Annotated in this window: 21 protein-coding genes and 1 other RNA gene; 12 read left to right on the forward strand and 10 right to left on the reverse strand. The window is 59.6% G+C overall.

Features of this window, described 5'->3' with window-relative positions; translation table 11 throughout:
• Positions 1 to 177: 177 nt before the first annotated feature.
• The 7 genes from ssrA to SGN16_RS03990 form a co-directional block, all read right to left on the reverse strand.
• Positions 178 to 576: a transfer-messenger RNA gene (ssrA, locus tag SGN16_RS03960) on the reverse strand.
• Positions 577 to 670: 94 nt separating this feature from the next.
• Positions 671 to 949, reverse strand: a complete 279-nt coding sequence (locus SGN16_RS03965; protein WP_335943910.1) for a hypothetical protein — start codon at positions 947 to 949, stop codon at positions 671 to 673.
• 127 nt (positions 950 to 1,076) lie between these two features.
• Complete coding sequence (locus SGN16_RS03970) at positions 1,077 to 3,887, reverse strand: FAD-binding and (Fe-S)-binding domain-containing protein (RefSeq protein WP_335943909.1); 2,811 nt, start codon at positions 3,885 to 3,887, stop codon at positions 1,077 to 1,079.
• The gene (locus SGN16_RS03975) at positions 3,884 to 4,555 is read right to left on the reverse strand and encodes a lactate utilization protein C (protein ID WP_335943908.1); all 672 of its coding nucleotides are present in this window, start codon (positions 4,553 to 4,555) and stop codon (positions 3,884 to 3,886) included. The genes SGN16_RS03970 and SGN16_RS03975 overlap by 4 nt, the downstream gene beginning before the upstream one ends.
• Positions 4,552 to 6,009 (reverse strand): LutB/LldF family L-lactate oxidation iron-sulfur protein, encoded by a 1,458-nt coding sequence (locus SGN16_RS03980; protein WP_210642782.1) that lies wholly within the window; start codon positions 6,007 to 6,009, stop codon positions 4,552 to 4,554. The genes SGN16_RS03975 and SGN16_RS03980 overlap by 4 nt, the downstream gene beginning before the upstream one ends.
• Positions 6,006 to 6,830, reverse strand: coding sequence for a (Fe-S)-binding protein (locus SGN16_RS03985; protein WP_335943907.1), 825 nt, complete (start codon positions 6,828 to 6,830; stop codon positions 6,006 to 6,008). The genes SGN16_RS03980 and SGN16_RS03985 overlap by 4 nt, the downstream gene beginning before the upstream one ends.
• Before the next feature lie 151 nt (positions 6,831 to 6,981).
• Entirely contained in the window at positions 6,982 to 8,676 is a 1,695-nt protein-coding gene (locus SGN16_RS03990; protein ID WP_210642784.1) for a lactate permease LctP family transporter, read from the reverse strand.
• A 261-nt stretch (positions 8,677 to 8,937) separates the two neighbouring features.
• Between SGN16_RS03990 and SGN16_RS03995 the strand changes: the two genes are divergently transcribed.
• Positions 8,938 to 9,705: an FCD domain-containing protein gene (locus tag SGN16_RS03995; RefSeq protein WP_335943906.1), complete on the forward strand. Its 768-nt coding sequence runs from the start codon at positions 8,938 to 8,940 to the stop codon at positions 9,703 to 9,705.
• A gap of 120 nt (positions 9,706 to 9,825) precedes the next feature.
• Here SGN16_RS03995 and smpB read toward each other — a convergent pair whose 3' ends face one another.
• Positions 9,826 to 10,308: an SsrA-binding protein SmpB gene (smpB, locus tag SGN16_RS04000; protein WP_047229073.1), complete on the reverse strand. Its 483-nt coding sequence runs from the start codon at positions 10,306 to 10,308 to the stop codon at positions 9,826 to 9,828.
• Positions 10,309 to 10,425: 117 nt separating this feature from the next.
• On the opposite strand from smpB, the gene SGN16_RS04005 reads away from it, so the two are divergent.
• From SGN16_RS04005 to SGN16_RS04015, 3 genes are read left to right on the forward strand one after another with little or no spacing between them, the layout of a single operon-like run.
• On the forward strand, positions 10,426 to 11,829 hold the full coding sequence (locus SGN16_RS04005; protein ID WP_210642786.1) for a sodium-dependent transporter: 1,404 nt from the start codon (positions 10,426 to 10,428) through the stop codon (positions 11,827 to 11,829).
• A gap of 7 nt (positions 11,830 to 11,836) precedes the next feature.
• Entirely contained in the window at positions 11,837 to 12,280 is a 444-nt protein-coding gene (locus SGN16_RS04010) for a type II toxin-antitoxin system RatA family toxin (RefSeq protein WP_210642787.1), read from the forward strand.
• On the forward strand, positions 12,277 to 12,579 hold the full coding sequence (locus SGN16_RS04015; RefSeq protein WP_335943905.1) for an RnfH family protein: 303 nt from the start codon (positions 12,277 to 12,279) through the stop codon (positions 12,577 to 12,579). The genes SGN16_RS04010 and SGN16_RS04015 overlap by 4 nt, the downstream gene beginning before the upstream one ends.
• A 59-nt stretch (positions 12,580 to 12,638) precedes the next feature.
• Here the strand turns inward: SGN16_RS04015 and SGN16_RS04020 are convergent, their stop codons facing one another.
• Positions 12,639 to 13,166: an outer membrane protein assembly factor BamE gene (locus SGN16_RS04020; RefSeq protein WP_210642789.1), complete on the reverse strand. Its 528-nt coding sequence runs from the start codon at positions 13,164 to 13,166 to the stop codon at positions 12,639 to 12,641.
• Positions 13,167 to 13,263: 97 nt separating this feature from the next.
• On the opposite strand from SGN16_RS04020, the gene fur reads away from it, so the two are divergent.
• Positions 13,264 to 13,668: a ferric iron uptake transcriptional regulator gene (gene fur, locus SGN16_RS04025; protein WP_210642790.1), complete on the forward strand. Its 405-nt coding sequence runs from the start codon at positions 13,264 to 13,266 to the stop codon at positions 13,666 to 13,668.
• Between the two features lie 76 nt (positions 13,669 to 13,744).
• On the opposite strand, the gene recN is transcribed toward fur, so the two are convergent.
• Positions 13,745 to 15,418: a DNA repair protein RecN gene (gene recN / locus SGN16_RS04030; protein ID WP_210642791.1), complete on the reverse strand. Its 1,674-nt coding sequence runs from the start codon at positions 15,416 to 15,418 to the stop codon at positions 13,745 to 13,747.
• A gap of 240 nt (positions 15,419 to 15,658) precedes the next feature.
• Between recN and grpE the strand changes: the two genes are divergently transcribed.
• The 7 genes from grpE (at position 15,659) to greA (ending at position 25,705) form a co-directional block, all read left to right on the forward strand.
• A complete protein-coding gene (gene grpE / locus SGN16_RS04035; RefSeq protein ID WP_210642792.1) occupies positions 15,659 to 16,225 on the forward strand; it encodes a nucleotide exchange factor GrpE in 567 nt (188 codons plus the stop codon).
• A 101-nt stretch (positions 16,226 to 16,326) separates the two neighbouring features.
• Positions 16,327 to 18,243 (forward strand): molecular chaperone DnaK, encoded by a 1,917-nt coding sequence (dnaK, locus tag SGN16_RS04040; RefSeq protein ID WP_210642793.1) that lies wholly within the window; start codon positions 16,327 to 16,329, stop codon positions 18,241 to 18,243.
• A 322-nt stretch (positions 18,244 to 18,565) separates the two neighbouring features.
• Positions 18,566 to 19,690 (forward strand): molecular chaperone DnaJ, encoded by a 1,125-nt coding sequence (dnaJ, locus tag SGN16_RS04045; RefSeq protein WP_003177841.1) that lies wholly within the window; start codon positions 18,566 to 18,568, stop codon positions 19,688 to 19,690.
• Positions 19,691 to 19,700: 10 nt separating this feature from the next.
• On the forward strand, positions 19,701 to 20,507 hold the full coding sequence (dapB, locus tag SGN16_RS04050) for a 4-hydroxy-tetrahydrodipicolinate reductase (protein ID WP_335943904.1): 807 nt from the start codon (positions 19,701 to 19,703) through the stop codon (positions 20,505 to 20,507).
• Positions 20,508 to 20,762: 255 nt separating this feature from the next.
• Positions 20,763 to 21,899: a glutamine-hydrolyzing carbamoyl-phosphate synthase small subunit gene (gene carA / locus SGN16_RS04055; protein WP_210642795.1), complete on the forward strand. Its 1,137-nt coding sequence runs from the start codon at positions 20,763 to 20,765 to the stop codon at positions 21,897 to 21,899.
• Positions 21,900 to 22,004: 105 nt separating this feature from the next.
• Positions 22,005 to 25,226, forward strand: coding sequence for a carbamoyl-phosphate synthase large subunit (gene carB, locus SGN16_RS04060; protein WP_123342831.1), 3,222 nt, complete (start codon positions 22,005 to 22,007; stop codon positions 25,224 to 25,226).
• A gap of 2 nt (positions 25,227 to 25,228) precedes the next feature.
• Positions 25,229 to 25,705, forward strand: coding sequence for a transcription elongation factor GreA (gene greA / locus SGN16_RS04065; RefSeq protein WP_210645098.1), 477 nt, complete (start codon positions 25,229 to 25,231; stop codon positions 25,703 to 25,705).
• Positions 25,706 to 25,725: the final 20 nt, after the last annotated feature.

The following is a 25,725-nucleotide window of genomic DNA, read 5'->3' on the forward strand; positions in this document are numbered from 1 at the left end:
TCCAACGCTGTTTGTGTATTCCAAAATTTACCAGTCACGGGCTTGGAATACGCCTTGGAATACATTTCAAAATGGATCTGCCTGAAGCGCTGTGGAGCTCAATGGCCCTGAAACCCCCGTATTTACTGGATTTCAGGCACAAAAAAAGACGTCCGTGGACGTCTTTAGATGATGAAATGGTGGAGCCGGGGGGATTTGAACCCCCGTCCGCCAGTACTCCGCTGTCGGTACTACATGCGTAGCCGTGTCTATTAAGTTAACCCTCAGCGACCCGACGGGCAGGGTGCTTTGGGCGAGTTGTGTAAGTTTTAGCCGCTTCGTCCACAACGTACTGCACGGCGATTCTGTTCTATATGACAATCACTTTGGGTTTACAGACATCCCCTGGTGATTGCTGGGCCCGAAGGCGCCAGAAGTGTTTTAGGCAGCAAACGCCATTTGGTCGTTCGAAGCTTCAACACCGTAGGTTTCGTCATTGGCAACTATAGGAAGTTGCAACAGTGGATTTACGAGTTCTGTTACCAACTCGGCATGCACCTAAAGTTTCGCAACCGGCGTCGAATCCTAAACGGCCCCGAGCCTGGCGCTTCTTGAAGCTGTTGAAGCGGCAAGCAGCTGCAGTGTACGCCAATCCGCGTCCGAGGCCAACCCGAAGGTTGGCCCGCGGTGGTCAGGAGCTTTTACCGTCTTTGCTGACCTTCTGGATCTCCTGGATGGTCTGGGTGGTCTCGGAGATGCATTTTTCGGTGCCTTCCTTGGTGTTCAGGGCTTGCTGGGCCTTGGCCTGCTGGATGCTGGCCTCGACTTTAGCCTCGATATCCGAGCCCTGATATTGGGTCTTCGCGTTCTCAAGGGTTTTCAGGTTGGTATCACAGAGATCGGCGGCAAACGAAGACGACGCCAGCATGGAGGCAGTAACGAACAGACCTAGCAGTACAGAGCGTTTCATGTGTCTCTCCTTGAACTGAGGGCGCAGGCATCGCCGGCCATCAGTACGGCTACCAATTTAGGGACGGTCCCGCATTTGCGGGACTTGATCAGTGGACTGCGACCCTACGCCAGGGTTCTATTTTTCTTCAGGTCGCCCTGGCCTGGGTCACCCGATCGATCAGGTAGACCAGCCCGTGGTAGTCAATGGCGGCGTGCTGCGTAAGACCGATCTCGCAGGTGCGGCTGGTGGAAATCCCTTCGCTGCAATGCTGCACCGCGTCCTTGAGCGTACGCAGCGAATGGGCATTCAGCTCCGGCGTGGTGAAGCCCTTGTCGCCAGCGAAACCGCAGCAGTGAATGCCTTCGGGGATGACCACGTTCTTGCTGCACTTGCGCGCCAGGTCGATCAGCGCCTGGCTTTCGCCAAGGTGCTGCGTGCTGCAGGTGACGTGTACTGCGATGGGCGCCTCTTGGGGGGTGAAGTCGAGACGATCCATCAGATGAGTGCGGATGAAACGCACCGGGTCGTATAGATCGAGGCGCACGTCGCCAAGGTCCTGAACCAACCGCAGCGTGCAGGGGCTGGTGTCGCAGTAGATAGGATCGAGCCCGCCGCGACTGGCATGCAGCAGTGCGCCGATCAGTTCCTGGCGCTTGTGCTCGGCCTGTTCCGCGTAGCCTTTGGAGGCGAAGGGCTGGCCGCAACAGAGGCTGTCCACATTGTCGGGAAAGACGACCTGGTAGCCGGCCTTTTCCAGCAGCCGTTGGGTTTTTTCGTACAACGACATCTGCTCCTTATCCCCTGCCGCCGGGCCCATCACCCGCGACACGCAGGCCGCCAGGTAGACCACTCTGGGGCGTTCATCCGATACGGCAGGGCTGAAGCGGATGGCCTTTTCCGGCTGGGGCATGGCGCTGGTCCACTGCGGAACCTGGCCTTTGGACAGACGCGTCAACGAGGCCGAAAGCTTTGCCAGGCGTGGCGCGCCCAGCAGCATGCGTGCGCCGTTGGCGACGTGCAGGGTGAAGCGCACGCCTTGCAGGGTGGTGGCGAAATTTCCTTCAATCCAGTTGGCGGTTTTCGTATTTGTCGCCTCACGGCTGCGCAGCTTTTTCACCAGCTCGCCGGTATTGATGCCAACCGGGCAACGTTGTGCGCACAAACCTGTGGCGGCGCAGGTGTCGATGCCCTGGTATTGGTAGGCGCGTTCCAGTTCGGTGGTGTCGGTGCCGGCGCGTTTCTTCGCTTGGATATCCCGCCAGATCACGATGCGCTGGCGCGGGCTCAAGGTCAGGTCCTTGGATGGACACACCGGTTCGCAGAAACCGCACTCGATGCACTTGTCCACAATCTCGTCGGCGGCCGGCAGCGGTTTGAGGTGTTTGAGGTGGATCTGCGGATCTTCGCTGAGCACCACGTCCGGGTTGAGGATGCCGTTGGGATCGAGCAGGCGTTTGAGCTGCCACATCAATTGATAGGCATCGCTACCCCATTCCAGCTCGACGAACGGCGCCATGTTGCGCCCGGTGCCGTGTTCGGCTTTCAGCGAACCGCCGAATTCCACCGCCACCAACTGCGCCACGTCATCCATGAACGCCTGGTAACGTGCGACTTCTTCTGGGTTGTTGAAGCCTTGGGTGAAGACGAAGTGCAGATTGCCTTCCAGCGCGTGTCCGAAAAGGATCGCTTCGTCGTAGTGATGTTTGTCGAACAGCTCGATCAGGCGGTTCACCCCGATGGCCAGTTGTTCCACCGGAAAGGTCACGTCTTCGATGATTACCGTGGTGCCGGTTTTGCGTACCGCGCCCACGGCTGGAAAGGTGTCTTTACGGATCGCCCAGAGCCGGGCGTTTTCCCGTGGGTCTTCGGTAAAGTCGACCTGTTTTTCCACTGGGAAGCCGGCCAGCGATGCCATGATTCGGGTCAGTTGTTCTTGTAGCAACGAGGAGGACGCGGCGCGGGATTCGATCAGCAGGGCGCAGGCATTGATCGACAGATGCTGTACGAAATCCGGCATGCCCGGCTTGTCCTGCACCGAGCGCAGGCTGCGCCGGTCCAGCAGTTCCACGGCCGAGACTGGCTGGCTTTTCAGCACGGTGACGGCGTTGCAGCAGGTTTCCACATCCGGGAAGACGATCAGTGCCGAGGCTTTGTTCGGGTGGTCGATGACTGTGTTGTAGGTCACCGCACTGATGAAGCCCAAGGTGCCTTCGGAGCCCACCAGCAGATGGCTCAAGATATCCACAGGCTCGTCGAAATCCACCAGGGCATTGAGTGACAGGCCGGTGGTGTTTTTCAGACGGTATTTGTGGCGAATTCGCGCAGCCAGTTCGGTATTGGCGCGGGTTTCGCGGCCCAGAGTCGCGAGGCGGTCCAGCAGTTCGCCATGGCTTGTACGAAAAGCCGCCACGCTGGCTTCGTTTTCGGTATCCAGACGCGTGCCATCGGCCAGCACCAGGCGGATACCGGCCAGGGTGTGATAGGTGTTCTGCGCGGTGCCGCAGCACATGCCGCTGGCGTTGTTGGCGACGATACCGCCGATCTTGCAGGCGTTGATCGAGGCTGGATCAGGGCCGATCTTGCGCCCGAACGGTGCCAGCCAGGCATTGGCCTGGGCGCCGATCACGCCGGGCTGCAAGCGAATCTGTGTGCCGTGTTCGCGAATCTCGCGGCCGTTCCAGTTGTCCCCAAGCACAATCAGCACCGAGTCGCTGATGGCTTGCCCGGACAGGCTGGTGCCGGCGGCGCGGAAGGTGACCGGGACTTGGTCCCGTTGGGCCAGTTTCAGCAGGGCGATCACTTCATCTTCGGATTCGACGCGTACCACCAGTTTCGGAATCAGCCGATAGAAACTGGCGTCTGTGCCGAAGGCCAAGGTCGACAGCGGATCGTCGAAACGTCGTTTTGGCGGAATCAGTTGCTGGACATCACGCAGGAAAGGAGCCGGAAGAGTCATTGGTCCTCCAGAATCAAAACCACCAGATCCTTCGGACCATGGGCGCCATAGGCCAGGACTTGCTCGATGTCGGCGGTCTTCGACGGGCCTGACACCAACAGGGCGTTGGTGGGCATGCCTTGGGCCCATTCGAATTCCTGTTGCACTTCATAGAAGTTGTCGCGGATTTCGCTGGCCTTGAGCAGGGCGAAATGCACCGGTGGCACCAGGCTCATCAGCCGCGGCTCTTCCCGCGTTGGCCAAAGAATCAGGCTACCGGTGGCGGCGATGGCGCCGAGGGTTCCGGTCAGGCTGGCAGGCGTGTCGTTGAACAGTTCGGCTTTCCATTCCTCTACCGGGCGGTCGTAGGCCTTGAGAGGTGGCAGGTCGGGATTGTTCGCCCAAAACTGTGTGATTTTTTGCCCGTGCGCAGTAGTCGGGGCGATGAGCAAACTCGGCAACTGGCGGTCACGCAGCAACTGCGCCAGCAGCGCCGGCCAGCCTTCACCGGACGTCAGATGGATTTCGGTGTGCACCGCTTCCATCAATTTGCGCAATTGTGGAATGCGCTGCTCGGGCGCGTAGCGGTAGGTTTGCGTCACCAGCTCGACATCGAAGTTGTCGGCAACCGGCGTGGCGCCCGTCAGACTTTTGCGCAGCTTGGCGAGGATATTGTTTTTGGCGCTCATCGGCGGTCTCCCTGCTGGTTCAGGTGTTCGCGAGCCAGGTCATGCAATGAGCGGGCGGCGGGTTTGGGGGCGCTGTGGTTCTGGGTCCATGGGCCGATGTTTTGGGGTGTCAGGGCGCGCAGGCGCGTGGCGAGGAAACCGAACAGCCGATACAGTCGCGGCGAACTGTTGAGCCGGGCCCAGGCATTCCAGATGAACCGTTCCTTGGGCGAGTATTTGCTGCCCTGGCCGCGCATCACTTGGTTCGGGCTGTCCGGCGCCTTGACGTTTTCTTCTCGCAGCCGCCGCAGTAGCGCGGGAATCGGGATTTTCACCGGACACACCTCACCGCAGGCGCCACACAGCGAAGACGCGCTCGGGTGGTCCGGGACTTTGGCGAGGCCGACCATGTGCGGCGTGATGATTTTTCCGATAGGTCCCGGGTACACCTCGCCGTAGGCATGACCGCCGATTCGGGTATAGACCGGGCAATGATTCATACAGGCGCCGCAGCGGATGCAGTTCAGGGTCTGGCGCAATTCGCTGTCGGCAAACGCCTGGCTGCGACCGTTGTCCAGCAGCACCAGGTGAACCTCCTGGGGACCGTCCAGTTCGTCAGGCTTGCGCGGGCCGGAGATCATGTTGACGTAGGTGGTGATCGGCTGGCCGAGGGCCGAGCGGGTCAGCAGCGAGAGCAGCGGCACGACATCGCGCAGGTTTTCCACGACTTTTTCGATGCCGGTTACGGCGATGTGCACCGGCGGTACGGTGGTGGACATCCGCCCATTGCCTTCGTTTTCCACCAGCAGCAGCGTGCCGGTTTCGGCCACGGCGAAGTTGACGCCCGAGACGCCGATATCAGCTTCGAAGAATTTCTGCCGCAATACCTTGCGACCGATCTGAATGAGTTGGTCGACGTCCTTGGTGTACTCCACACCGAGTTTGTCGTGGAACAAGGACGCGACCTGACCGGCGTTCTTGTGGATCGCCGGCATAATGATGTGTGAAGGCTTCTCGTGATCGAGCTGGACGATGTACTCCCCCATGTCGGATTCGAGACATTCAATGTCCCGAGCCTCGAGGAAATGGTTCATCTCCATCTCTTCGCTGACCATCGATTTGCCCTTGATCACTTGCCGCGCCTCGTGAGCCCGGATGATCGAGAGGACGATGCCATTGGCCTCGTCCACCGTCTCCGCCCAGTGCACGTTCACACCGTTGCGGGTCAGGTTGGTTTCAAGTTGCTCGAGCAGGTCGGGCAGCTTGGATAACGCGCGGGCGCGGACGGCATTGCCGAGCACTCGCAGGTGTTCTCTTTCGTGGGCATCGCTGAAGGACGTTGCCCGCTTGGTCATCAGTGAATCCATCGCGCTGCGAAAGTTGTTTCGCAGTTGCGTGTCGTCCAAAGCCTTGTGGGCCCGGGCGCGAAAATCTTCCTGCACCTCAATGGTCGGAATCAGCGTCGGCGTGCTCATGCGGCACCTCCGGTACGCTGCCAGAGGAAGCTCGCCAGGTGTTGACCGCGTAACGCCTCCTGCTGTTTTTCCAGCGCGCCGTTGATGTTCATCAAACAGCCGCAGTCGGCGCTGACGACCTGATGCGCGCCGGATTCCTTCAGCGCGCGGGTCTTGTCGGCCACCATCGCGCCGGAAATATCCGGCATGCGCACGCTGAACGTGCCACCAAAACCACAGCATTCACTTTCATGGCTGTGCTCGACGCGCTCCACGTTGCCCAACTGCGCCAATAACGCACGACCATGCAGGTGGGTGTTCATTTCACGTCGGGCCGAGCAGGACGTATGCAGCGCGATTTTCACCGGCTCGCCGCTGTCCTGCAGCTGCACCTTGCAGACAAACAGCAGGAACTCGGCCAGTTCATAGGTTCGGGCCGCCAGGGCCCGAACCTGTTCAAGCGTGTCGGGCTCGTCCTTGAACAAGTCGGCGTAATGCTCGCGCAGCATGCCAGCGCAGGAGCCCGAGGGCACCACCACCGGATAATCGCCAGCAAACAGGGCAAGTTGCGCTCGCGCTACCGTCCGTGCCTGTTCGGTGTATCCCGAGGTGTAGGCCGGTTGGCCGCAGCAACTTTGCCCTTGCGGGTAGTCCACCCGGATTCCTTCGCGCTCCAGCAGGTGAATCGCATCCATCCCGGCTTCGGGATAGAACAGGTCCACCACGCAAGTGCCGAACAGGTAGACCCGTTGCGGTTTTTCGCTAGGGTACTGCCGAGGCTCGGGCAATGGCGGGGCGACACGGGTCGCGTTCGGCACGGCGTTGTAAAAAAGCTCGCTCATCAGGCGTGTCTCCGGGTGGTCCCGGTTATCCGTCCGCTGAGGCTGCTGAAATATAGACAGGAAATCTTTCAGCAGCCTTGCAGACCCGGTGATCAATAGCAGACGCCGAATCGAAGTTCGGCGTCGGTTTTTTCGGTATTGCCTGTAGTACTCAGTGCACCAACATGCCGGTGAACCAGTAGGCCTGGGCCAACGTGATCAGGCCGACGATCGTTGCAAAGAATAGGCTGTGTTTGAGGGTGAAACGGAACAGATCCGATTCCTTGCCCACCAGCCCGGTCGCCGCGCACGCCACCGCAATCGATTGTGGCGAAATCATCTTGCCAGTCACGCCGCCACTGGTGTTCGCAGCTACGAGCAAGGTGTCGTTGACGCCGATCTGGTGCGCAGTAGTGGCTTGCAAGGAGCTGAACAGAGCGTTGGACGAGGTATCGGAACCGGTCAGGAATACCCCCAGCCATCCCAGGAAGGGCGAGAAGAACGGGAACGCCGCGCCGGTGCCGGCCAGCACCAAGGCCATGGTCGACGACATGCCCGAGAAGTTGGTAACGAAGGCGAACGCCAGCACCATACCGATGGACAGGATCGGCCAGCGCAGTTCGTAGAAGGTCTCTTTTAAAGTGGTAAGACCAGTTTTAAGGTTGATCTTCAACACCAGCATCGAGATCAATGCCGAGAAAAAAATTGCCGTGCCGGTAGCGGAAATCGGATCAAGCTTGAAGACCGCCGGGATGGCTGTCGGATTGACCACGATTGGCGCGACCTTGATCACCATCTGGTCCAGGTGCGGGATGGCGAAGTTGAACACCCAGCCATACATGGAGCCGCCGGCGGCAAACATCGCCTTGAACGGTTTCAGGGTCCAGATCGTCACCAGCACGGTTAGGATCAGGAAGGGCGACCAGGCCTTGATGATTTCCCCCAGGCTGTAGGGTGAAGCCACGGTGCTGCGCGGTTGGCCGAAACCTCCGACGCTGGCGGTGACCGTTGCGCTCGAGGTGGCGCCGGCAATCTGCGCGCCTGCGGTGCGCTTGGGCTGCCAGACTTTCAGGAACAGCGTCAGGGAAATCAACGCCGCCAGGGCCGAGGTGATGTCTGGCAGTTCCGGGCCGATGAAGTTGGAGGTGAAGTACTGGGTGACGGCGAAGCTCAAGCCGGCAACCAGCGCCGCCGGCCAGGTTTCCCGCACGCCGCGCAGGCCGTCCATCATGAACACCAGCCAGAACGGCACGAACAGCGACAGCAGCGGCAACTGGCGACCGGTCATGGCGCCGATCTTGAACGCATCGATCCCAGTGACCTGGCCGGCCACGATGATCGGAATACCCAGCGCGCCGAACGCCACTGGGGCGGTGTTGGCGATCAGGCACAGGCCTGCGGCATATAGGGGGTTGAAGCCCAGGCCGACCAACAACGCAGCAGTGATCGCCACCGGCGCCCCGAAGCCTGCGGCACCTTCAAGGAATGCGCCAAAGCAAAAGCCGATCAGCAACACTTGCAGGCGTTGGTCATCGGTAATCGACAGCACCGAGCTGCGGATCACCTCGAACTGGCCGCTCTTGACCGTCAGTTTGTAGAGAAACACGGCGGCGACGATGATCCAGGCGATGGGCCACAGGCCGTAGGCAAAGCCGTAGCCGGCGGCAGCGAAGGCCATGTCGGCGGGCATCTGGAACGCAAAGATTGCGACGGCAATCGCCAGGGCCAGGGTGATGCTGCCGGCCACATGCCCCTTGAGGCGAAACACCGCCAGGGCCAGGAAGAAAAATACGATGGGAATGACGGCCGCGAGTGCGGACAAGCCGAGGCTGCCGAGCGGGCTGTAGAGCTGTTGCCAGGTTTGCATAGTGGGTGGGCCCCTAATTGTTGTTGGTCAGGCACTGCCAGCGCTTTGGTTAATTGGTAATACCAATTTACAATCGCTGTTGGCTAGGGTAAAAGCCTTGGTTGTCGTGTGTCAATTTGCCGCCCTGAAACTTTCGTCGAATAAGCGGTGCAGAGAGCATCTGATCCGTGAGTGAAAGCGGCTTTTGGTGGGTGTGGACTGGGCCCGGATGGGCCAGAATAGAGAGCCCGGCGAGCCGTCGGGACTGTGGAGAATCGAGTTATGGGGTTTGATCAGATTCGTCAGCGCCGTTTGTCTGACGATATTGTCGAGCGGCTTGAAGGAATGATCCTTGAGGGCACGCTGAAATCCGGTGAGCGGCTGCCGGCTGAGCGGACCCTGGCCGAACAGTTCGGTGTGTCACGCCCTTCGTTGCGCGAGGCGATCCAGAAGCTGGCGGCCAAGGGCCTGTTGGTCAGCCGCCAGGGCGGCGGCAATTATGTAGTGGAGTCGCTGGGTTCGACATTCAGTGATCCGCTGTTGCAACTGTTGGAAAGCAATCCCGAAGCGCAGCGTGACCTGTTGGAGTTTCGCCATACGCTGGAAGCTTCTTGTGCTTATTACGCTGCGCTGCGAGCTACGGATGTGGACCGCGAGCGGCTCAAGGCAGCATTCGAAGAATTGCAGGATTGCTATTCCCGCCACGATGAAGTGAGCCGGGCAGAGGAGGGTGCGGCCGATGCCCGGTTCCATCTGGCGATCGCCGAGGCCAGTCATAACGCGGTGCTGCTACACACGATTCGGGGGTTGTTCGACTTGCTCAAGCGCAACGTGGTGACCAACATCGGCGGTATGTACAAGCAGCGCAGCGAAACCCGCGACATGCTGATCAGTCAGCACCGAGAATTGTATCAAGCCATTATGGACGGGCAGGCCGAGCAGGCGCGGGAAGTGTCCAGCCGGCATATTTTGTATGTGCTGGAAGTCTTGGAAGAGGTACGGCAGGAAGTGCAGCGGGTGGCGCGGGCGGAGCGGCGCAAGGGGATGTAGTGCTCGGACCCTGCGGGACTGAGCTTGCTCGCGAAAGCGGCCTGTCTGGCACATCAATGCTGGATGTGTCGCCGTCATCGCGAGCAGGCTCGCTCCCACAATGGTCTCAAGGCGAAAGAATCAGTCTTCCTTGCCCTTGTTGCGCACCGCGCGCTGCAACTCGCGACCGGCGTCGCGTTCGCGTTCGGTATCGCGCTTGTCGTATTCCTTCTTGCCCTTGCCCAGCGCAATCTCGCACTTGATCAAGTGCTTGCTCCAGTACAACGACGTACAGACGCAGGCGTAACCCTTCTGCTGCACAGACGCGAAGAGTTTTTCCAGCTCGCGTTTGTTGAGCAGCAGTTTGCGCGATCGCGTCGGGTCGGCAATCACGTGGGTGCTGGCGGTGGTCAACGGCGTGATATGGCTGCCCAGCAGCCAGGCTTCGCCGTCCTTGAGCAGGACATAACTGTCGACCAGTTGCGCCTTGCCGGCACGCAAGCTCTTTACTTCCCAGCCGGCCAGGACCATGCCAGCCTCGAAACGTTGTTCGATGAAGTAATCGTGTCGCGCCTTTTTATTTTGCGCGATGGTCCCTGTGGGGTGTTTCTTCTGTTTAGCCATAGGGGCGGCATTATAGGCAGTTGCGTGCGTGTCGGCTACGGTGAAGCTGCGTGCTTGAGCACGTTGAGTGAATCCCGGACAATGCGGCCTCTTTTTCGAACGCTGGGCGTGATCACGATGTCGACAGACAAGGTTTCTGTCCACGGCAGTTGGGCTAGCCGCTGGGTCTTTATATTCGCTGCAACCGGTTCGGCGGTGGGGCTGGGCAGTATCTGGAAATTCCCCTACATGGTCGGCGTCTACGGTGGTGGCGCCTTCGTACTGATGTTTCTGGCCTGCATTGCGCTGATCGGGGCGCCAGTGATGCTGGCCGAAACCCTGATCGGCCGTCGTGCCCGGCAAAGCCCGGCCAATGCCTTGAAGGTGCTGGCGGTGGCAGCGGGGCATTCGCCCAAATGGTCGTGGGGCGCGTTCGCCGGGATGATCACGGCGCTGCTGATCCTGTCTTTCTATAGTGTGGTGGGTGGCTGGTCGCTGGACTACATCATCGACATGGGGCGTGGGGACTTTCAAGGTGTGACGCCTGATCAGGTCGGTGCCTACTTTGGCAACGTGATTGCCGATCCCTGGAGACTGACCCTCTGGCATACGATCTTCATGGTGCTCTCTGCGGTGGTGATTGCCCGAGGCGTCGTCGCGGGGCTTGAGCGCAGCCTGCGGATCATGATGCCGCTGCTGTTCGTGATGATCCTGGTGCTGCTGGGGTACAGCATGACCACCGGGCATTTCATGGAGGGCCTGCACTTCATGTTCGATTTCCAGCCGCAGAAAGTGCTGGACGGTCTGTTGCCCGCCATGGGGCATGCCTTCTTCTCCCTGAGCGTTGGGGTCGGCTCGATCATGATCTACGGCGCCTACATGCCCAAGGGGGCGTCCCTGACCCGGACCGTTGTCGGCGTCGCACTGTTGGATACCTTCGTGTCGCTGCTGGCGGGTGTGGCTTTGTTTCCAATTGTGTTCGCCGCCGGCCTGAACCCCAGCGAAGGGCCAGGACTGATGTTTGTCAGTCTGCCCTTTGCCTTTGGCAGCATGGCGTTCGGTCAGGTGATGGGCGTGGTGTTTTTTGTCCTGGTGGCTATTGCGGCATGGAGTTCGGCCATTTCCCTGCTGGAGCCGATGGTGGCCTACCTGGTTGAACGGACCCGGCTCAGCCGCGCCTGGGTAACGTTCTGGCTGGCGTTTACCTGCTGGTTCGTGGGTCTGGGTACGGTGTTTTCCTTCAATATATGGAAGCAGGCCAAGTTTTTCGTGAACGAAGACGGGCTGTTCCACCTCTACCAGTGGGGAGCAACCGGAGGGCTGGACTTCTTCGGCGTGATTGATTTCTTCACATCACGGATCATGCTGCCACTGGGTGGTTTGTGTTTCGTGGTGTTTGCAGGATGGATCATGGGGCGTGAGGCGGTGCGTGATGAGTTGTCGCTGCGCAGCCCTGTCTTGTTCGCCTTGAGCCTGTTCTTGATGCGCTATGTGGCGCCCATCGGCATTCTCGTAGTGTTTGCCGCCCAGCTGTGGAAGTGACGCTTACATGACGACACACATTCAACGCTCAGCCTTGCTGCCCTATCCGGCACAGGCCCTGTATGACTTGGTCAATGATGTGGCGAGTTACCCGGAGTTCTTGCCTTGGTGTTCCTCCGCCGAGGTGCTTGAGAGCTCCGAAATCCATATGCGCGCCGGCCTCAACATCGCCAAGGGCGGGTTGAGCCAGCGCTTTGTCACGCGCAATACCCTGGTGCCTGGGCAGTCCATCGAGATGAATCTGGAAGAGGGGCCTTTCAATCAGCTCCACGGTGTCTGGGTGTTCAAGCCGCTGGGTGAGAAGGCCTGCAAGATCAGCCTCGATCTGTCGTTCGATTATGCGGGGCCGTTGGTACGAGCCACATTGGGGCCGCTGTTCAATCAGGCGGCCAATACCCTGGTCGACGCGTTCTGCCAGCGTGCCAAGCAGAATGCCGAGCTCAAGCGTTGATCGAAGTAGAAGTGGTATATGCCAGCGTCGACCGCCAAGTCTTGCGCACATTTGCAGTGCCGCAAGGCACGAGTGTTCGCGCAGCGCTGAAGGCATCGGGCATTACTGATGCGTTCCCGGAGCTGGATCTGGCGACTTGCCCGGTGGGGATTTTTGGCAAAGTGATCGCCGATCCTGATCGGCGGGTGGTGCAGGCGGCTGATCGGCTGGAGATTTATCGACCTTTGCTGGCCGATCCGAAAGAAATTCGTCGCTTGCGTGCGGCCAAGGCTGCTCAAGCACGCCAATCTGATCAATAGCCAAGCCTGAATCGCGGGCAATAAAAAACCCGGCATGCCGGGTTTTTTTACGTCGCGTTTTATTGCGGCGAGGTATCCAGAGGTTCTGGAGTCGGGACCGGTACGGTTTCGACTTTGTCCACATCCTTCTGGATCTGGTCCAGCAACGAACCTGGCTTGGCCGGTTTTTCCGGTTTTGGCTGTTCGGCCTTCTGGGTCGGATCGGTCACGGTGGTGCCGCTGTCCTTGCCCATGATGGCCTCGTCGCGGCTCACGCCAGGCATGAAATCGCCCGACAGGCTGACGAGTTGGTCATTGGGGCTGAAGATAACGCTGATGCGTTCCTGTTGGCGCTCGCCGCCGCCAGGCTGCAAGCTGTACAGGTAATCCCAGCGATCGGCATGGAACGTGTCGGTCAGCAGAGGGTTGCCCATGATAAACCGTACTTGCCGGCGGGTCATTCCCGGGCGTAACTGGTCTATCATGTCCTGCGTGACGACATTGCCCTGCTGGATGTCGATTTTGTAAACCCCGGGGAATGAACAACCGGCGAGTGCGAGCAGTCCCACAAAGGTGAAACTGGTTAGCAAGAGCTTGGTGTTTTGCATCGGTGGGCGACTTCCACTATCTTGGCTGGGACAACGTAAACGCCGATCATACCCGCATTAAGAGAAGCTGCGAAGCAGCATCGCGAGAAAGCTGACCATGGTTGAAAATAGCGAACTACGCAAAGCCGGCCTCAAAGTGACCCTGCCACGGGTCAAGATTCTACAAATGCTCGATTCCGCAGAGCAGCGTCACATGAGTGCCGAAGACGTCTACAAGGCGCTTATGGAGGCTGGCGAGGACGTTGGTCTGGCCACGGTTTACCGTGTTCTGACTCAGTTTGAGGCTGCGGGTCTTGTGGCTCGTCATAATTTCGATGGCGGTCATGCGGTCTTTGAATTGGCTGACGGGGAACACCACGATCACATGGTGAACGTGGATACCCGTGAGGTTATCGAATTCATCAGTCCGGAAATCGAAGCGCTGCAAAAAGAAATTGCTGAAGAGTATGGCTTCGAGCTGATCGATCACCATCTCGTCTTGCATGTACGCAAGAGGAAGTAAGCTCGTTGCGTGAGCCCACAGCTCCCAAAACGAAAGAAGGCGACCCTAGGGTCGCCTTCTTGCTGTGCGGCTTTTATTAGATTTTTGCGGCGACGACCATTTTTTTCGCGTGAGCCAGGGATTCCTTGGTGAGATCGATCCCCCCGAGCATTCGGGCCACTTCTTCCACACGCTCGTTTTTGTTGAGTTTGGACACTGCTGTGCGCGTGGCGTCTTCGCCGCGCACTTTGTGCACGAATAAATGTTGGTGTCCCTGGGCGGCGACCTGGGGCAGGTGAGTCACCGTCAGCACTTGGCCACGCTCACCCAGCCGGCGCAGCAACTGGCCGACAATCTCCGCCGTGGGGCCGCCAATGCCCACGTCCACTTCGTCGAATACCAGCGTCGGTACGCGCGAGGTCTGCGCCGTGATGACCTGGATGGCCAGGCTGATCCGTGACAGTTCGCCACCGGATGCGACCTTGGCCAGGGCCTTGAGCGGTTGCCCGGGGTTGGCACTGACCAGTAGCTCCACCTGCTCCAGCCCATTGGGTTGAAGCTCGTCGCCAGCGTTGCGGCGCAGCTCGATGGTAAAACGCCCGCCCGGCATGCCCAAGCGCTGGATTTCCTGTTCCACGGCACTGGCCAGGCCGGTTGCGGCTTGGTGGCGCAGTGCGCTGAGCTCGTTTGCCCTTTCCTGATAATGACGGGCATAGGAGGCCAGTTCGTCTCCCAGGCGCTCGATGGATTCATCGTTGGCGTTCAGGGTTTCCAGCTCTTCCAGTAACCGCTGCTGGAGTTCGGCAACGTCGGTTGGCTGGACTCGGTGTTTGCGTGCCAGCGTATAAATAGTGTCCAGACGCTCTTCCAGATACTGGAGGCGCGCCGGGTCGGCGTCGAAATGATCAAGAAACCGGTTCAGTTCCCCGACGGCTTCTTCGACCTGGATCTGCGCGCTCGTCAGCAGGTTGGTCGCTTCGCTCAGGGCGCCCACCGAATTGTTTACGCTGGAGAGGCGGTTCAGGCTCGCCGTCAGCGCATTGAGCACATTGCCCGAATCGCTCTCGCTGCATTGCTCGACCACTTGGCGACAGATGCCCAGCAGGGTTTCGGCGTTGGTCAGGTTCTTGTGTTCCTGCTCCAGTTCTTCCAGTTCATTTTCGCCCAGGGCCAGGTTTTCCAGCTCTTCGAGCTGATAGCTCAACAGCTGGTGCCGTGCCCGCTGTTCGTCGCCGGAGTTGGAGAGGCGGTCCAATTCCTGTCGGGTCTGGCGCCAGCGCTGGGCGGCCAGTTGCACCTGGCGCGCCAGATCGGTGGCGCCGGCATATTCATCCAGCAGGCGGCGATGAGTATCCGTCTTGAGCAGGGACTGGTGTTCATGCTGGCTATGGATATCGATCAACAGTTCGCCGAGGGCCTTGAGGTCGCCCAAGGGGCAGGGCGTGCCGTTGATGTAGCCCCGGGAGCGGCCTTCGGCAGTAATGACCCGGCGCAAGATGCACAGGCCATCGGTGTCCAGATCGCGTTCGGCCAGCCAGGTGCTGGCCTCGGGGATGTCGACCAGGTCGAATGTCGCCAGGATGTCGGCTTTGTCCGCACCGGGGCGCACCACGCCACTGTCGGCGCGATCGCCCAGCGTAAGGCCCAGGGCGTCGAGCATGATCGATTTGCCGGCACCGGTTTCACCGGTGATCACGCTCATGCCTCGATCGAGCTCGAGGTCGAGGTGTTCGACGATGGCGTAGTTATGTACGGACAGGTGCACCAGCATAAGGCCGCTCCCAGGCTTTAGGTCTGGTTATTTATACAGTGTTTTGTTTCGGGCTGACAATGCCTTCGCTTAGCTCGATTTGCTTGAGGCAATGAGTTTCTTAGCGCGGCGAGGAATGAAAAGCAGCTGTTTTTTGTAAGGTTAATTCGTCGGACGGCCCTTGAAGCTTAAAAACCCGGCCCCATATACCGGGGCAGAAGCGCGAGTCGAGCTCGCGGACGAAGTTGAAAGGAGAAATCTATGGCTGACGAACAGACGCAGGACACGCAAAATCTAGACGCCAATCAGGCTCCCCAGGGTTCGGGTGACGACCTGGCGGCGCGTGTACAAGTGCTCGAGGAGCAACTGGCCGGTGCGCAGGATCAGGCGTTGCGTGTAGCAGCCGACCTGCAGAATGTCCGCCGTCGCGCCGAGCAGGATGTAGAGAAGGCTCATAAATTCGCCCTGGAACGTTTCGCAAGCGACCTGCTGCCGATCATCGACAGCCTGGAGCGCGGTCTGGAACTGTCCAATCCGGACGACGAGAACATTCGTCCGATGCGCGAAGGCATCGAACTGACCCTGAAAATGTTCCAGGACACCCTCAAGCGCTACCAGCTCGAGGCCCTTGATCCACACGGCGAGCCTTTCAACGCCGAGCACCACCAGGCCATGGCGATGCAGGAAAGCGCAGACGTCGAGCCTAACAGCGTCCTGAAGGTTTTCCAGAAAGGTTACCTGCTCAACGGTCGTCTGTTGCGCCCGGCCATGGTGGTGGTCAGCAAGACGCCGGCACCGGTTTCGCCTTCTATTGATGAGCAGGCTTGAAATCGGCCATAACGGCCCCATTAAGAAGTCAAGCGTTTAAGTGCTACCGCAGTTAGCCACCACTGCTGCGGCAACAAAATCCAAGTTCCGGGAGAGTTAACATGGGCAAGATTATCGGTATCGACCTGGGGACCACCAACTCGTGCGTCTCCGTGCTGGAAAACGGCAAGGCCAAAGTGATCGAAAACGCTGAAGGCGCGCGTACCACGCCGTCGATCATTGCGTACGCCAACGATGGCGAGATTCTGGTTGGCCAGTCGGCCAAGCGTCAGGCAGTGACCAATCCGCATAACACCCTGTACGCGGTGAAGCGTCTGATCGGTCGCAAGTTCGACGAAGAAGTCGTTCAGAAAGACATCAAGATGGTGCCTTACAAAATCGCCAAGGCTGACAATGGCGACGCCTGGGTTGAAGTGAACGGCCAGAAAATGGCGCCGCCACAGATCTCGGCTGAAATCCTGAAGAAAATGAAGAAGACCGCCGAAGACTATCTCGGCGAGGCGGTGACTGAAGCGGTCATCACTGTTCCTGCCTACTTCAACGACAGCCAGCGCCAGGCAACCAAAGACGCCGGCCGCATTGCGGGCCTGGACGTAAAACGTATCATCAACGAACCGACCGCGGCCGCTCTGGCCTACGGCATGGACAAGGCCAAGGGCGATCACACCGTGATCGTTTATGACCTCGGTGGCGGTACCTTCGACGTCTCGGTAATCGAGATCGCTGAAGTCGATGGCGAGCACCAGTTCGAAGTGTTGGCCACCAACGGTGACACCTTCCTCGGTGGTGAAGACTTTGACATCCGCCTGATCGACTACCTCGTCGACGAGTTCAAGAAAGAAAGCGGCATGAACCTCAAGGGTGACCCGCTGGCCATGCAGCGCCTGAAAGAAGCTGCTGAAAAAGCCAAGATCGAACTGTCCTCGAGCCAGTCGACCGACGTGAACCTGCCGTACATCACTGCAGATGCCACCGGTCCGAAGCACCTGAACGTGAAAATCTCCCGCGCCAAGCTCGAAGCGCTGGTGGAAGACCTGGTTCAGCGCACCATCGAACCTTGCCGCATTGCGATGAAAGACGCCGGTATCGACGTTGGCGCAATCAACGACGTGATCCTGGTGGGCGGTCAGACCCGTATGCCACTGGTTCAAAAGCTGGTGACCGATTTCTTCGGTAAAGAAGCGCGTAAAGACGTTAACCCGGACGAAGCCGTTGCCATGGGTGCTGCCATCCAGGGCGCCGTTCTGGCTGGTGATGTGAAGGACGTTCTGCTGCTCGACGTCAGCCCGCTGACCCTGGGTATCGAAACCATGGGTGGCGTGATGACTGCGCTGATCGAGAAAAACACCACGATTCCTACCAAGAAATCCCAAGTGTTCTCGACCGCCGACGACAACCAGGGCGCCGTGACCATCCACGTGCTGCAAGGCGAGCGCAAGCAGGCTGCCCAGAACAAATCCCTGGGCAAGTTCGACCTGGCCGAGATTCCACCGGCTCCACGTGGTGTGCCACAGATCGAAGTGACCTTCGACATCGACGCCAACGGCATCCTGCACGTCGGCGCGAAAGACAAGGCCACTGGCAAGACCCAGTCGATCGTGATCAAGGCCAACTCCGGTCTGTCCGAGGAAGAAATTCAGCAGATGGTTCGCGATGCTGAAGTCAACGCCGAGGAAGACCGCAAGTTCGAAGAGCTGGCCAGCGCTCGCAACCAAGGCGATGCCCTGGTGCACTCGACTCGCAAAATGATCGCTGATGCTGGCGAAAAAGTGACTGCGGAAGAGAAAACCGCCATCGAAGCGGCCGTGGTTGCCCTGGAAGCTGCCGTCAAAGGCGACGACAAGGCTGCCATCGAGGCGAAGATCGAAGAGTTGTCCAAGGTCTCTGCTCCAGTGGCTCAGAAGATGTACGCCGAGCAGGCCCAGCCCGCGGAAGGCGCTGCGCAGCAAGGCGAGTCGGCTGAAAAGGCTGACGACGTCGTCGATGCCGAGTTCGAAGAAGTGAAAGACCACAAGTAATCGCTTGTTGGTCGGCCGGTTGACTGCATTTGTGCGGTGGCTGGTAGGATGTCGCCGCGCGGGAGCTTGCTCCCGCGTTGGCGTGTCTGGAGTCAGTGAATTTTTACAGCATGCGACAGCGCTCGGATGCTGGTGGTGTGATCGGGAATGCTCCTGCTTTCCGAACGACATACACCGCGTTTTGGCCGGGTACCTGGCTGAAAGATTAAAGACCAGGATCGTTGAATCGACGTGAGTTGGGTCCGGGCCTGTATTGGGGCTCAACGAGTTTGGCAAGGTTCAGGAGAGGTTTGCCGGACGTCCTATAAGAGTGCAAAGACTAATGGCAAAGCGTGACTTTTACGAAGTATTGGGTGTCGAGCGGGGGGCCAGCGAGGCAGACCTGAAAAAGGCCTATCGTCGCTTGGCGATGAAGCACCACCCGGACCGTAATCCCGGCGACAAAGCGTCGGAAGAGATGTTCAAGGAGGCCAACGAGGCCTACGAAGTACTGTCCGATTCGAGCAAGCGCGCGGCTTACGACCAGTACGGTCATGCCGGCGTCGACCCAAGCATGGGTGGCGGCGGCGCCGGTTTTGGCGGTCAGAATTTCTCCGATATTTTCGGCGATGTGTTCAGCGACTTCTTCGGCGGTGGTCGCGGCGGTGCTCGAGGCGGCGCGCAGCGTGGCAGCGATTTACGCTACACGTTGGAGTTGAACCTGGAAGAGGCGGTGCGCGGTACTACCGTCAATATCCGCGTTCCAACGCTGGTCAATTGCAAGCCGTGCGATGGTTCGGGCGCCAAGAAGGGCTCCTCGCCTGTGACGTGCCCAACCTGCGGTGGCATCGGTCAGGTCCGCATGCAGCAGGGCTTCTTCTCGGTGCAGCAGACCTGCCCGCGTTGCCATGGCCAGGGCAAGATCATTTCCGACCCGTGCGACTCCTGCCACGGCGAAGGGCGTGTCGAAGAGTACAAGACGCTGTCGGTGAAAGTGCCGGCCGGTGTCGATACCGGTGACCGCATTCGTCTGTCCGGCGAAGGCGAGGCGGGCGCCCAGGGTGGCCCGACCGGCGACCTGTACGTTGTCATCAATGTGCGTGAGCACGCGATTTTCCAGCGCGATGGCAAGCATCTGTTCTGCGAAGTGCCGATCAGTTTTGTCGATGCAGCCTTGGGCGGCGAGCTTGAGATCCCGACCCTTGACGGTCGCGTCAAGCTGAAGATCCCTGAGGGTACGCAAACCGGCAAGCAGTTCCGGATTCGTGGCAAGGGCGTTGCGCCAGTGCGTGGTGGCGGTGCGGGTGACCTGATGTGTCGTGTGGCGGTGGAGACTCCGGTCAACCTGAGCCGGCGCCAGCGTGAATTGCTGGAGGAGTTCCGCAGCTCGCTGGCGGATGACAACAGTCACTCTCCGAAAACCACCGGTTGGTTCGAAGGCGTGAAGCGCTTCTTCGGCGATCTGTAAGGAGGTCGCCATGCGACGTATAGCTGTGATGGGCGCTGCGGGGCGCATGGGTAAGGCGTTGGTCGAGGCGGTGCAGCAGCGCTCGCCGCTTTCTGGCCTGACGGCTGCCATCGTTCGGCCTGACAGTACGCTGGTCGGCGCCGATGCTGGCGAGCTGGCATCGCTGGGGCGTATCGGCGTGCCGATGTCCGGTGGTCTGGAGCGTGTGCTCGATGAGTTTGATGTTCTGATCGACTTCACGCTGCCGGAAGTGATGCTGAAAAACCTCGCCATTTGCCGCAAGCATGGCAAGGCCATGGTCATCGGCACCACCGGGTTGGACGCTGCACAAAAGCAACTGCTGGCCGAGGCGGGTAAAGACATTCCGATCGTGTTCGCGGCGAACTTCAGCGTGGGCGTGAACCTGTCGCTGAAGCTGCTGGACATGGCGGCTCGGGTCTTGGGTGACGATGCGGATATCGAGATCATCGAGGCGCATCACCGGCACAAGATTGACGCGCCTTCGGGAACAGCCTTGCGCATGGGTGAGGTGATTGCCGATGCGCTGGGTCGTGATCTGCAGAAAGTGGCTGTGTATGGGCGCCAGGGGTATACCGGTGCTCGAGAGCGCGACACCATTGGTTTCGCTACTGTGCGCGGTGGTGACGTGGTGGGCGACCACACCGTGCTGTTCGCCACAGAAGGCGAGCGCCTGGAGATTACGCACAAGGCTTCCAGCCGGATGACCTTCGCCAAGGGGGCCGTGCGTGCCGCGTTGTGGCTGGATGGTCGCGAGCCTGGCTTGTACGACATGCAGGACGTTCTCGACCTGCGTTGATGCCATTGGCAGGGGGTTCAGTTATACTGAGCCCCCCGTTTTACACCGCTTCGCGACGACCTGTCGCATTCCCCTGCCTTTAAGGCTCATTAGCGGTGGACCAAAAAAGCCTTTTTCTGTAAGCTACAGCTTTAGTGTGTCCACTAAAAGCGCGCAGAATAATTCAGTGAAGAAGCGGGGTGACGTGTCCATACGTCACTCCGCTTTTTTACAACCTGCGATCGCCCTTTCAGGCTTTATTTACGGGAGGTCTTCTTGACTAAGCCAGCCATACTCGCCCTTGCTGATGGCAGCATTTTTCGCGGCGAAGCCATTGGAGCCGACGGTCAGACCGTTGGTGAGGTGGTGTTTAACACCGCAATGACCGGCTATCAGGAAATTCTTACCGATCCTTCCTACGCCCAGCAAATCGTTACCCTGACTTACCCACACATCGGCAACACTGGCACCACGCCAGAAGACGCCGAGTCTGATCGTGTCTGGTCCGCCGGCCTGGTCATTCGTGACTTGCCGCTGGTAGCGAGCAACTGGCGTAACACGATGTCCCTGTCCGATTACCTGAAAGCCAACAATGTTGTGGCGATCGCCGGTATCGACACCCGTCGCCTGACCCGCATCCTGCGGGAAAAAGGCGCGCAGAACGGCTGCATCATGGCCGGTGACAACGTTTCCGAAGCAGCCGCCATCGCTGCCGCCCAGGGTTTCCCGGGTCTCAAAGGCATGGACCTGGCGAAAGTCGTCAGTACCAAGAAGCAGTACGAGTGGCGCTCCACGGTCTGGGATCTGAAAACCGACAGTCACGCGACGATCGAAGCGTCCGAGCTGCCGTATCACGTGGTTGCGTATGACTACGGCGTCAAGCTGAATATCCTGCGCATGCTGGTAGAGCGTGGTTGCCGCGTGACCGTGGTGCCGGCGCAAACCCCAGCGGCGGACGTCCTGGCCCTCAAGCCCGATGGCGTGTTCCTGTCCAATGGCCCGGGTGACCCCGAGCCTTGCGACTACGCGATCCAAGCGATCAAAGACGTGCTGGAAACCGAGATCCCGGTATTCGGTATCTGCCTCGGCCACCAGTTGCTGGCCCTGGCTTCGGGCGCCAAGACCTTGAAGATGGGGCACGGCCACCACGGTGCAAACCACCCGGTGCAGGACCTGGACACTGGCGTGGTCATGATCACCAGCCAGAACCACGGTTTTGCGGTGGATGAAGCGACCCTGCCAGCCAACGTGCGAGCGATCCATAAGTCGCTGTTCGATGGCACGCTGCAAGGCATCGAGCGTACCGACAAGAGCGCGTTCAGCTTCCAGGGCCACCCTGAAGCCAGCCCGGGCCCGAACGATGTGGCGCCGCTGTTCGATCGCTTCATCAATGAGATGGCCAAGCGACGCTGACGGCGTGAAGCCCGAAGGCGGCCCCGAGTGCGGCGGCCCCTTCGGGCGCTACAAAGATTGTTCGACGGCCTAGCCGACTGACCTGCGGATTTGAGTGACAAACCCATGCCAAAACGTACAGACATAAAAAGCATCCTGATTCTCGGCGCTGGCCCGATCGTGATCGGCCAGGCCTGCGAATTCGACTACTCCGGCGCCCAGGCCTGTAAGGCCCTGCGCGAAGAGGGTTACCGCGTCATCCTGGTGAACTCCAACCCGGCCACCATCATGACCGACCCGGCCATGGCCGACGCCACCTACATCGAGCCGATCAAGTGGCAGACCGTTGCCAAGATCATCGAGAAAGAACGCCCGGACGCACTGCTGCCGACCATGGGTGGCCAGACCGCGCTGAACTGCGCCCTGGACCTGGAGCGCGAAGGCGTCCTGGAGAAATTCGGTGTGGAAATGATCGGCGCCAACGCCGACACCATCGACAAGGCCGAAGACCGTTCGCGTTTCGACAAGGCGATGAAATCCATCGGCCTGGACTGCCCGCGCTCGGGTATCGCCCACAGCATGGAAGAGGCCAATGCGGTCCTGGAACGCCTGGGCTTCCCATGCATCATCCGTCCATCCTTCACCATGGGTGGCACCGGTGGCGGCATTGCTTACAACCGTGAAGAATTCGAAGAAATCTGCGCCCGTGGCCTGGACCTGTCGCCGACCAAAGAGCTGCTGATCGACGAATCCCTGATCGGCTGGAAAGAATACGAAATGGAAGTTGTCCGCGACAAAAAGGACAACTGCATCATCGTCTGCTCCATCGAAAACTTCGACCCGATGGGTGTGCACACCGGTGACTCGATCACCGTCGCACCGGCCCAGACCCTGACCGACAAGGAATACCAGATCCTGCGTAACGCCTCCCTGGCGGTATTGCGTGAGATCGGCGTGGAAACCGGCGGCTCCAACGTCCAGTTCGGCATCTGCCCGAATACCGGCCGCATGGTGGTCATCGAGATGAACCCGCGGGTGTCCCGTTCCTCGGCCCTGGCCTCGAAAGCCACCGGTTTCCCGATTGCCAAGGTCGCTGCCAAGCTGGCCGTGGGCTACACCCTGGACGAGCTGTCGAACGACATCACCGGCGGCAAGACCCCGGCGTCCTTCGAGCCGTCCATCGACTACGTCGTCACCAAGCTGCCACGTTTCGCCTTCGAGAAGTTCGCCAAGGCTGACGCCCGCCTGACCACTCAGATGAAGTCGGTCGGTGAAGTCATGGCCATCGGCCGGACCTTCCAGGAATCCCTGCAGAAAGCCCTTCGCGGCCTGGAAGTGGGTGTCTGCGGTCTCGATCCGAAGCTGGACCTGAATGATCCGGAAAGCATGAGCGTGCTCAAGCGCGAGCTGACCGTGCCGGGCGCCGAGCGCATCTGGTACGTGGCTGATGCCTTCCGTGCCGGCATGACTGTCGAGCAGATCTTCGGCATGAACATGATCGACCCTTGGTTCCTGGTACAGATCGAAGATCTGATCAAGGAAGAAGAGAAGGTCAAGACCCTGGGCATGTCCAGCATCGACCACGACACGATGTTCCGCCTCAAGCGCAAGGGTTTCTCCGACATGCGCCTGGCCAAGCTGCTGGGTGTGACCGAGAAGAGCCTGCGTGCTCATCGCCACAAGCTGGAAGTGTTCCCGGTCTACAAGCGCGTCGACACCTGCGCGGCCGAGTTCGCCACCGACACTGCTTACCTGTACTCCACGTACGAAGAAGAATGCGAAGCCGCGCCGTCGACCCGCGACAAGATCATGATCCTGGGTGGCGGTCCTAACCGGATCGGTCAGGGTATCGAGTTTGACTACTGCTGTGTGCACGCGGCACTGGCCCTGCGCGATGACGGGTACGAGACCATCATGGTCAACTGCAACCCGGAAACCGTATCCACCGACTACGACACCTCCGATCGCCTGTATTTCGAACCAGTGACCCTGGAAGACGTGCTGGAAATCGTCCGCGTCGAGAAACCTAAAGGTGTGATCGTCCAGTACGGCGGCCAGACCCCGCTGAAACTGGCTCGCGCCCTCGAAGCTGCCGGTGTGCCGATCATTGGTACCAGCCCGGATGCGATCGACCGCGCCGAAGACCGTGAGCGCTTCCAGCAGATGGTCGAGCGCCTGAACCTGCGTCAGCCGCCGAACGCCACCGTGCGCAGCGAGGACGAAGCGATTCGTGCCGCAGCCAAGATCGGTTACCCGCTGGTGGTGCGTCCGTCCTATGTATTGGGCGGTCGTGCGATGGAAATTGTGTACCAGGAAGACGAACTCAAGCGTTACCTGCGTGAAGCGGTCCAGGTGTCCAACGACAGCCCGGTGCTGCTGGACCACTTCCTCAACTGCGCCATCGAAATGGACGTGGATGCGGTCAGCGACGGCAAGGACGTGGTGATTGGCGCGATCATGCAGCACATCGAGCAGGCCGGTGTTCACTCCGGTGACTCTGCCTGTTCGCTGCCGCCTTACTCGTTGCCGGCCCACATCCAGGATGAGATGCGCGAGCAGGTCAAGAAAATGGCCCTGGAGCTGGGTGTCATCGGCCTGATGAACGTGCAGCTCGCCCTGCAGGGTGAGGATATCTACGTCATCGAAGTCAACCCGCGCGCTTCCCGGACCGTACCGTTCGTCTCCAAGTGCATCGGTGTTTCCCTGGCGATGATCGCTGCACGGGTCATGGCCGGTAAGACCCTGAAAGAGCTGAACTTCACCAAGGAAATCATCCCGAACTTCTACAGCGTGAAAGAGGCGGTATTCCCATTCGCCAAGTTCCCTGGCGTGGACCCGATCCTCGGCCCGGAAATGAAGTCCACCGGTGAAGTGATGGGCGTGGGCGATACCTTCGGCGAAGCCTTTGCCAAGGCCCAGATGGGCGCCAGCGAAGTGCTGCCGACTGGCGGTACGGCGTTCATCAGCGTGCGTGATGACGACAAGCCACTGGTTGCAGGCGTGGCCCGTGATCTGATCAACTTGGGCTTTGAAGTGGTCGCCACGGCCGGCACTGCCAAGCTGATCGAAGCGGCAGGCCTGAAAGTGCGCCGCGTGAACAAGGTGACCGAAGGGCGTCCGCACGTGGTCGACATGATCAAGAATGACGAAGTCACGCTGATCATCAACACCACCGAAGGTCGTCAGTCGATCGCTGACTCCTACTCCATTCGTCGCAATGCGCTGCAGCACAAGATCTACTGCACCACGACCATTGCTGCCGGCGAAGCGATCTGCGAAGCGCTCAAGTTCGGTCCCGAGAAGACCGTGCGTCGCTTGCAGGATCTACATGCAGGATTGAAGGCATGAGCATAACCAAGTACCCGATGACTGTTCAGGGCGCGAAGGCCCTGGAAGAAGAACACGCTCACCTGACCAAGGTCATTCGTCCGAAGCTCAGCCAGGACATTGGCACCGCCCGGGAGCTGGGTGACCTGAAGGAAAACGCCGAATACCATGCTGCTCGCGAGCAGCAGGGTATGGTCGAGGCGCGTATCCGCGACATCGAAGGCCGCATGCAGAATGCGGTCGTCATCGATGTCACGACGATCCCGCACACCGGCAAGGTAATCTTTGGTACTACCGTGGAAATCGCCAACGTCGAGACTGATGAAAGCGTCACTTACCAGATCGTTGGTGAGGACGAGGCAGACATCAAGCTTGGCAAGATCTCTGTTGGTTCGCCTATCGCTCGCGCCTTGATTGCCAAGGAAGAGGGAGATGTGGTGGCTGTGAAGACGCCAAGTGGCGTCATCGAGTATGAGATTGTCGAAGTCCGTCATATCTGAGCGAAGGCGCCCGCTGCGTG

This window comes from Pseudomonas sp. G166, from assembly GCF_037027455.2.
Lineage (GTDB): Bacteria > Pseudomonadota > Gammaproteobacteria > Pseudomonadales > Pseudomonadaceae > Aquipseudomonas.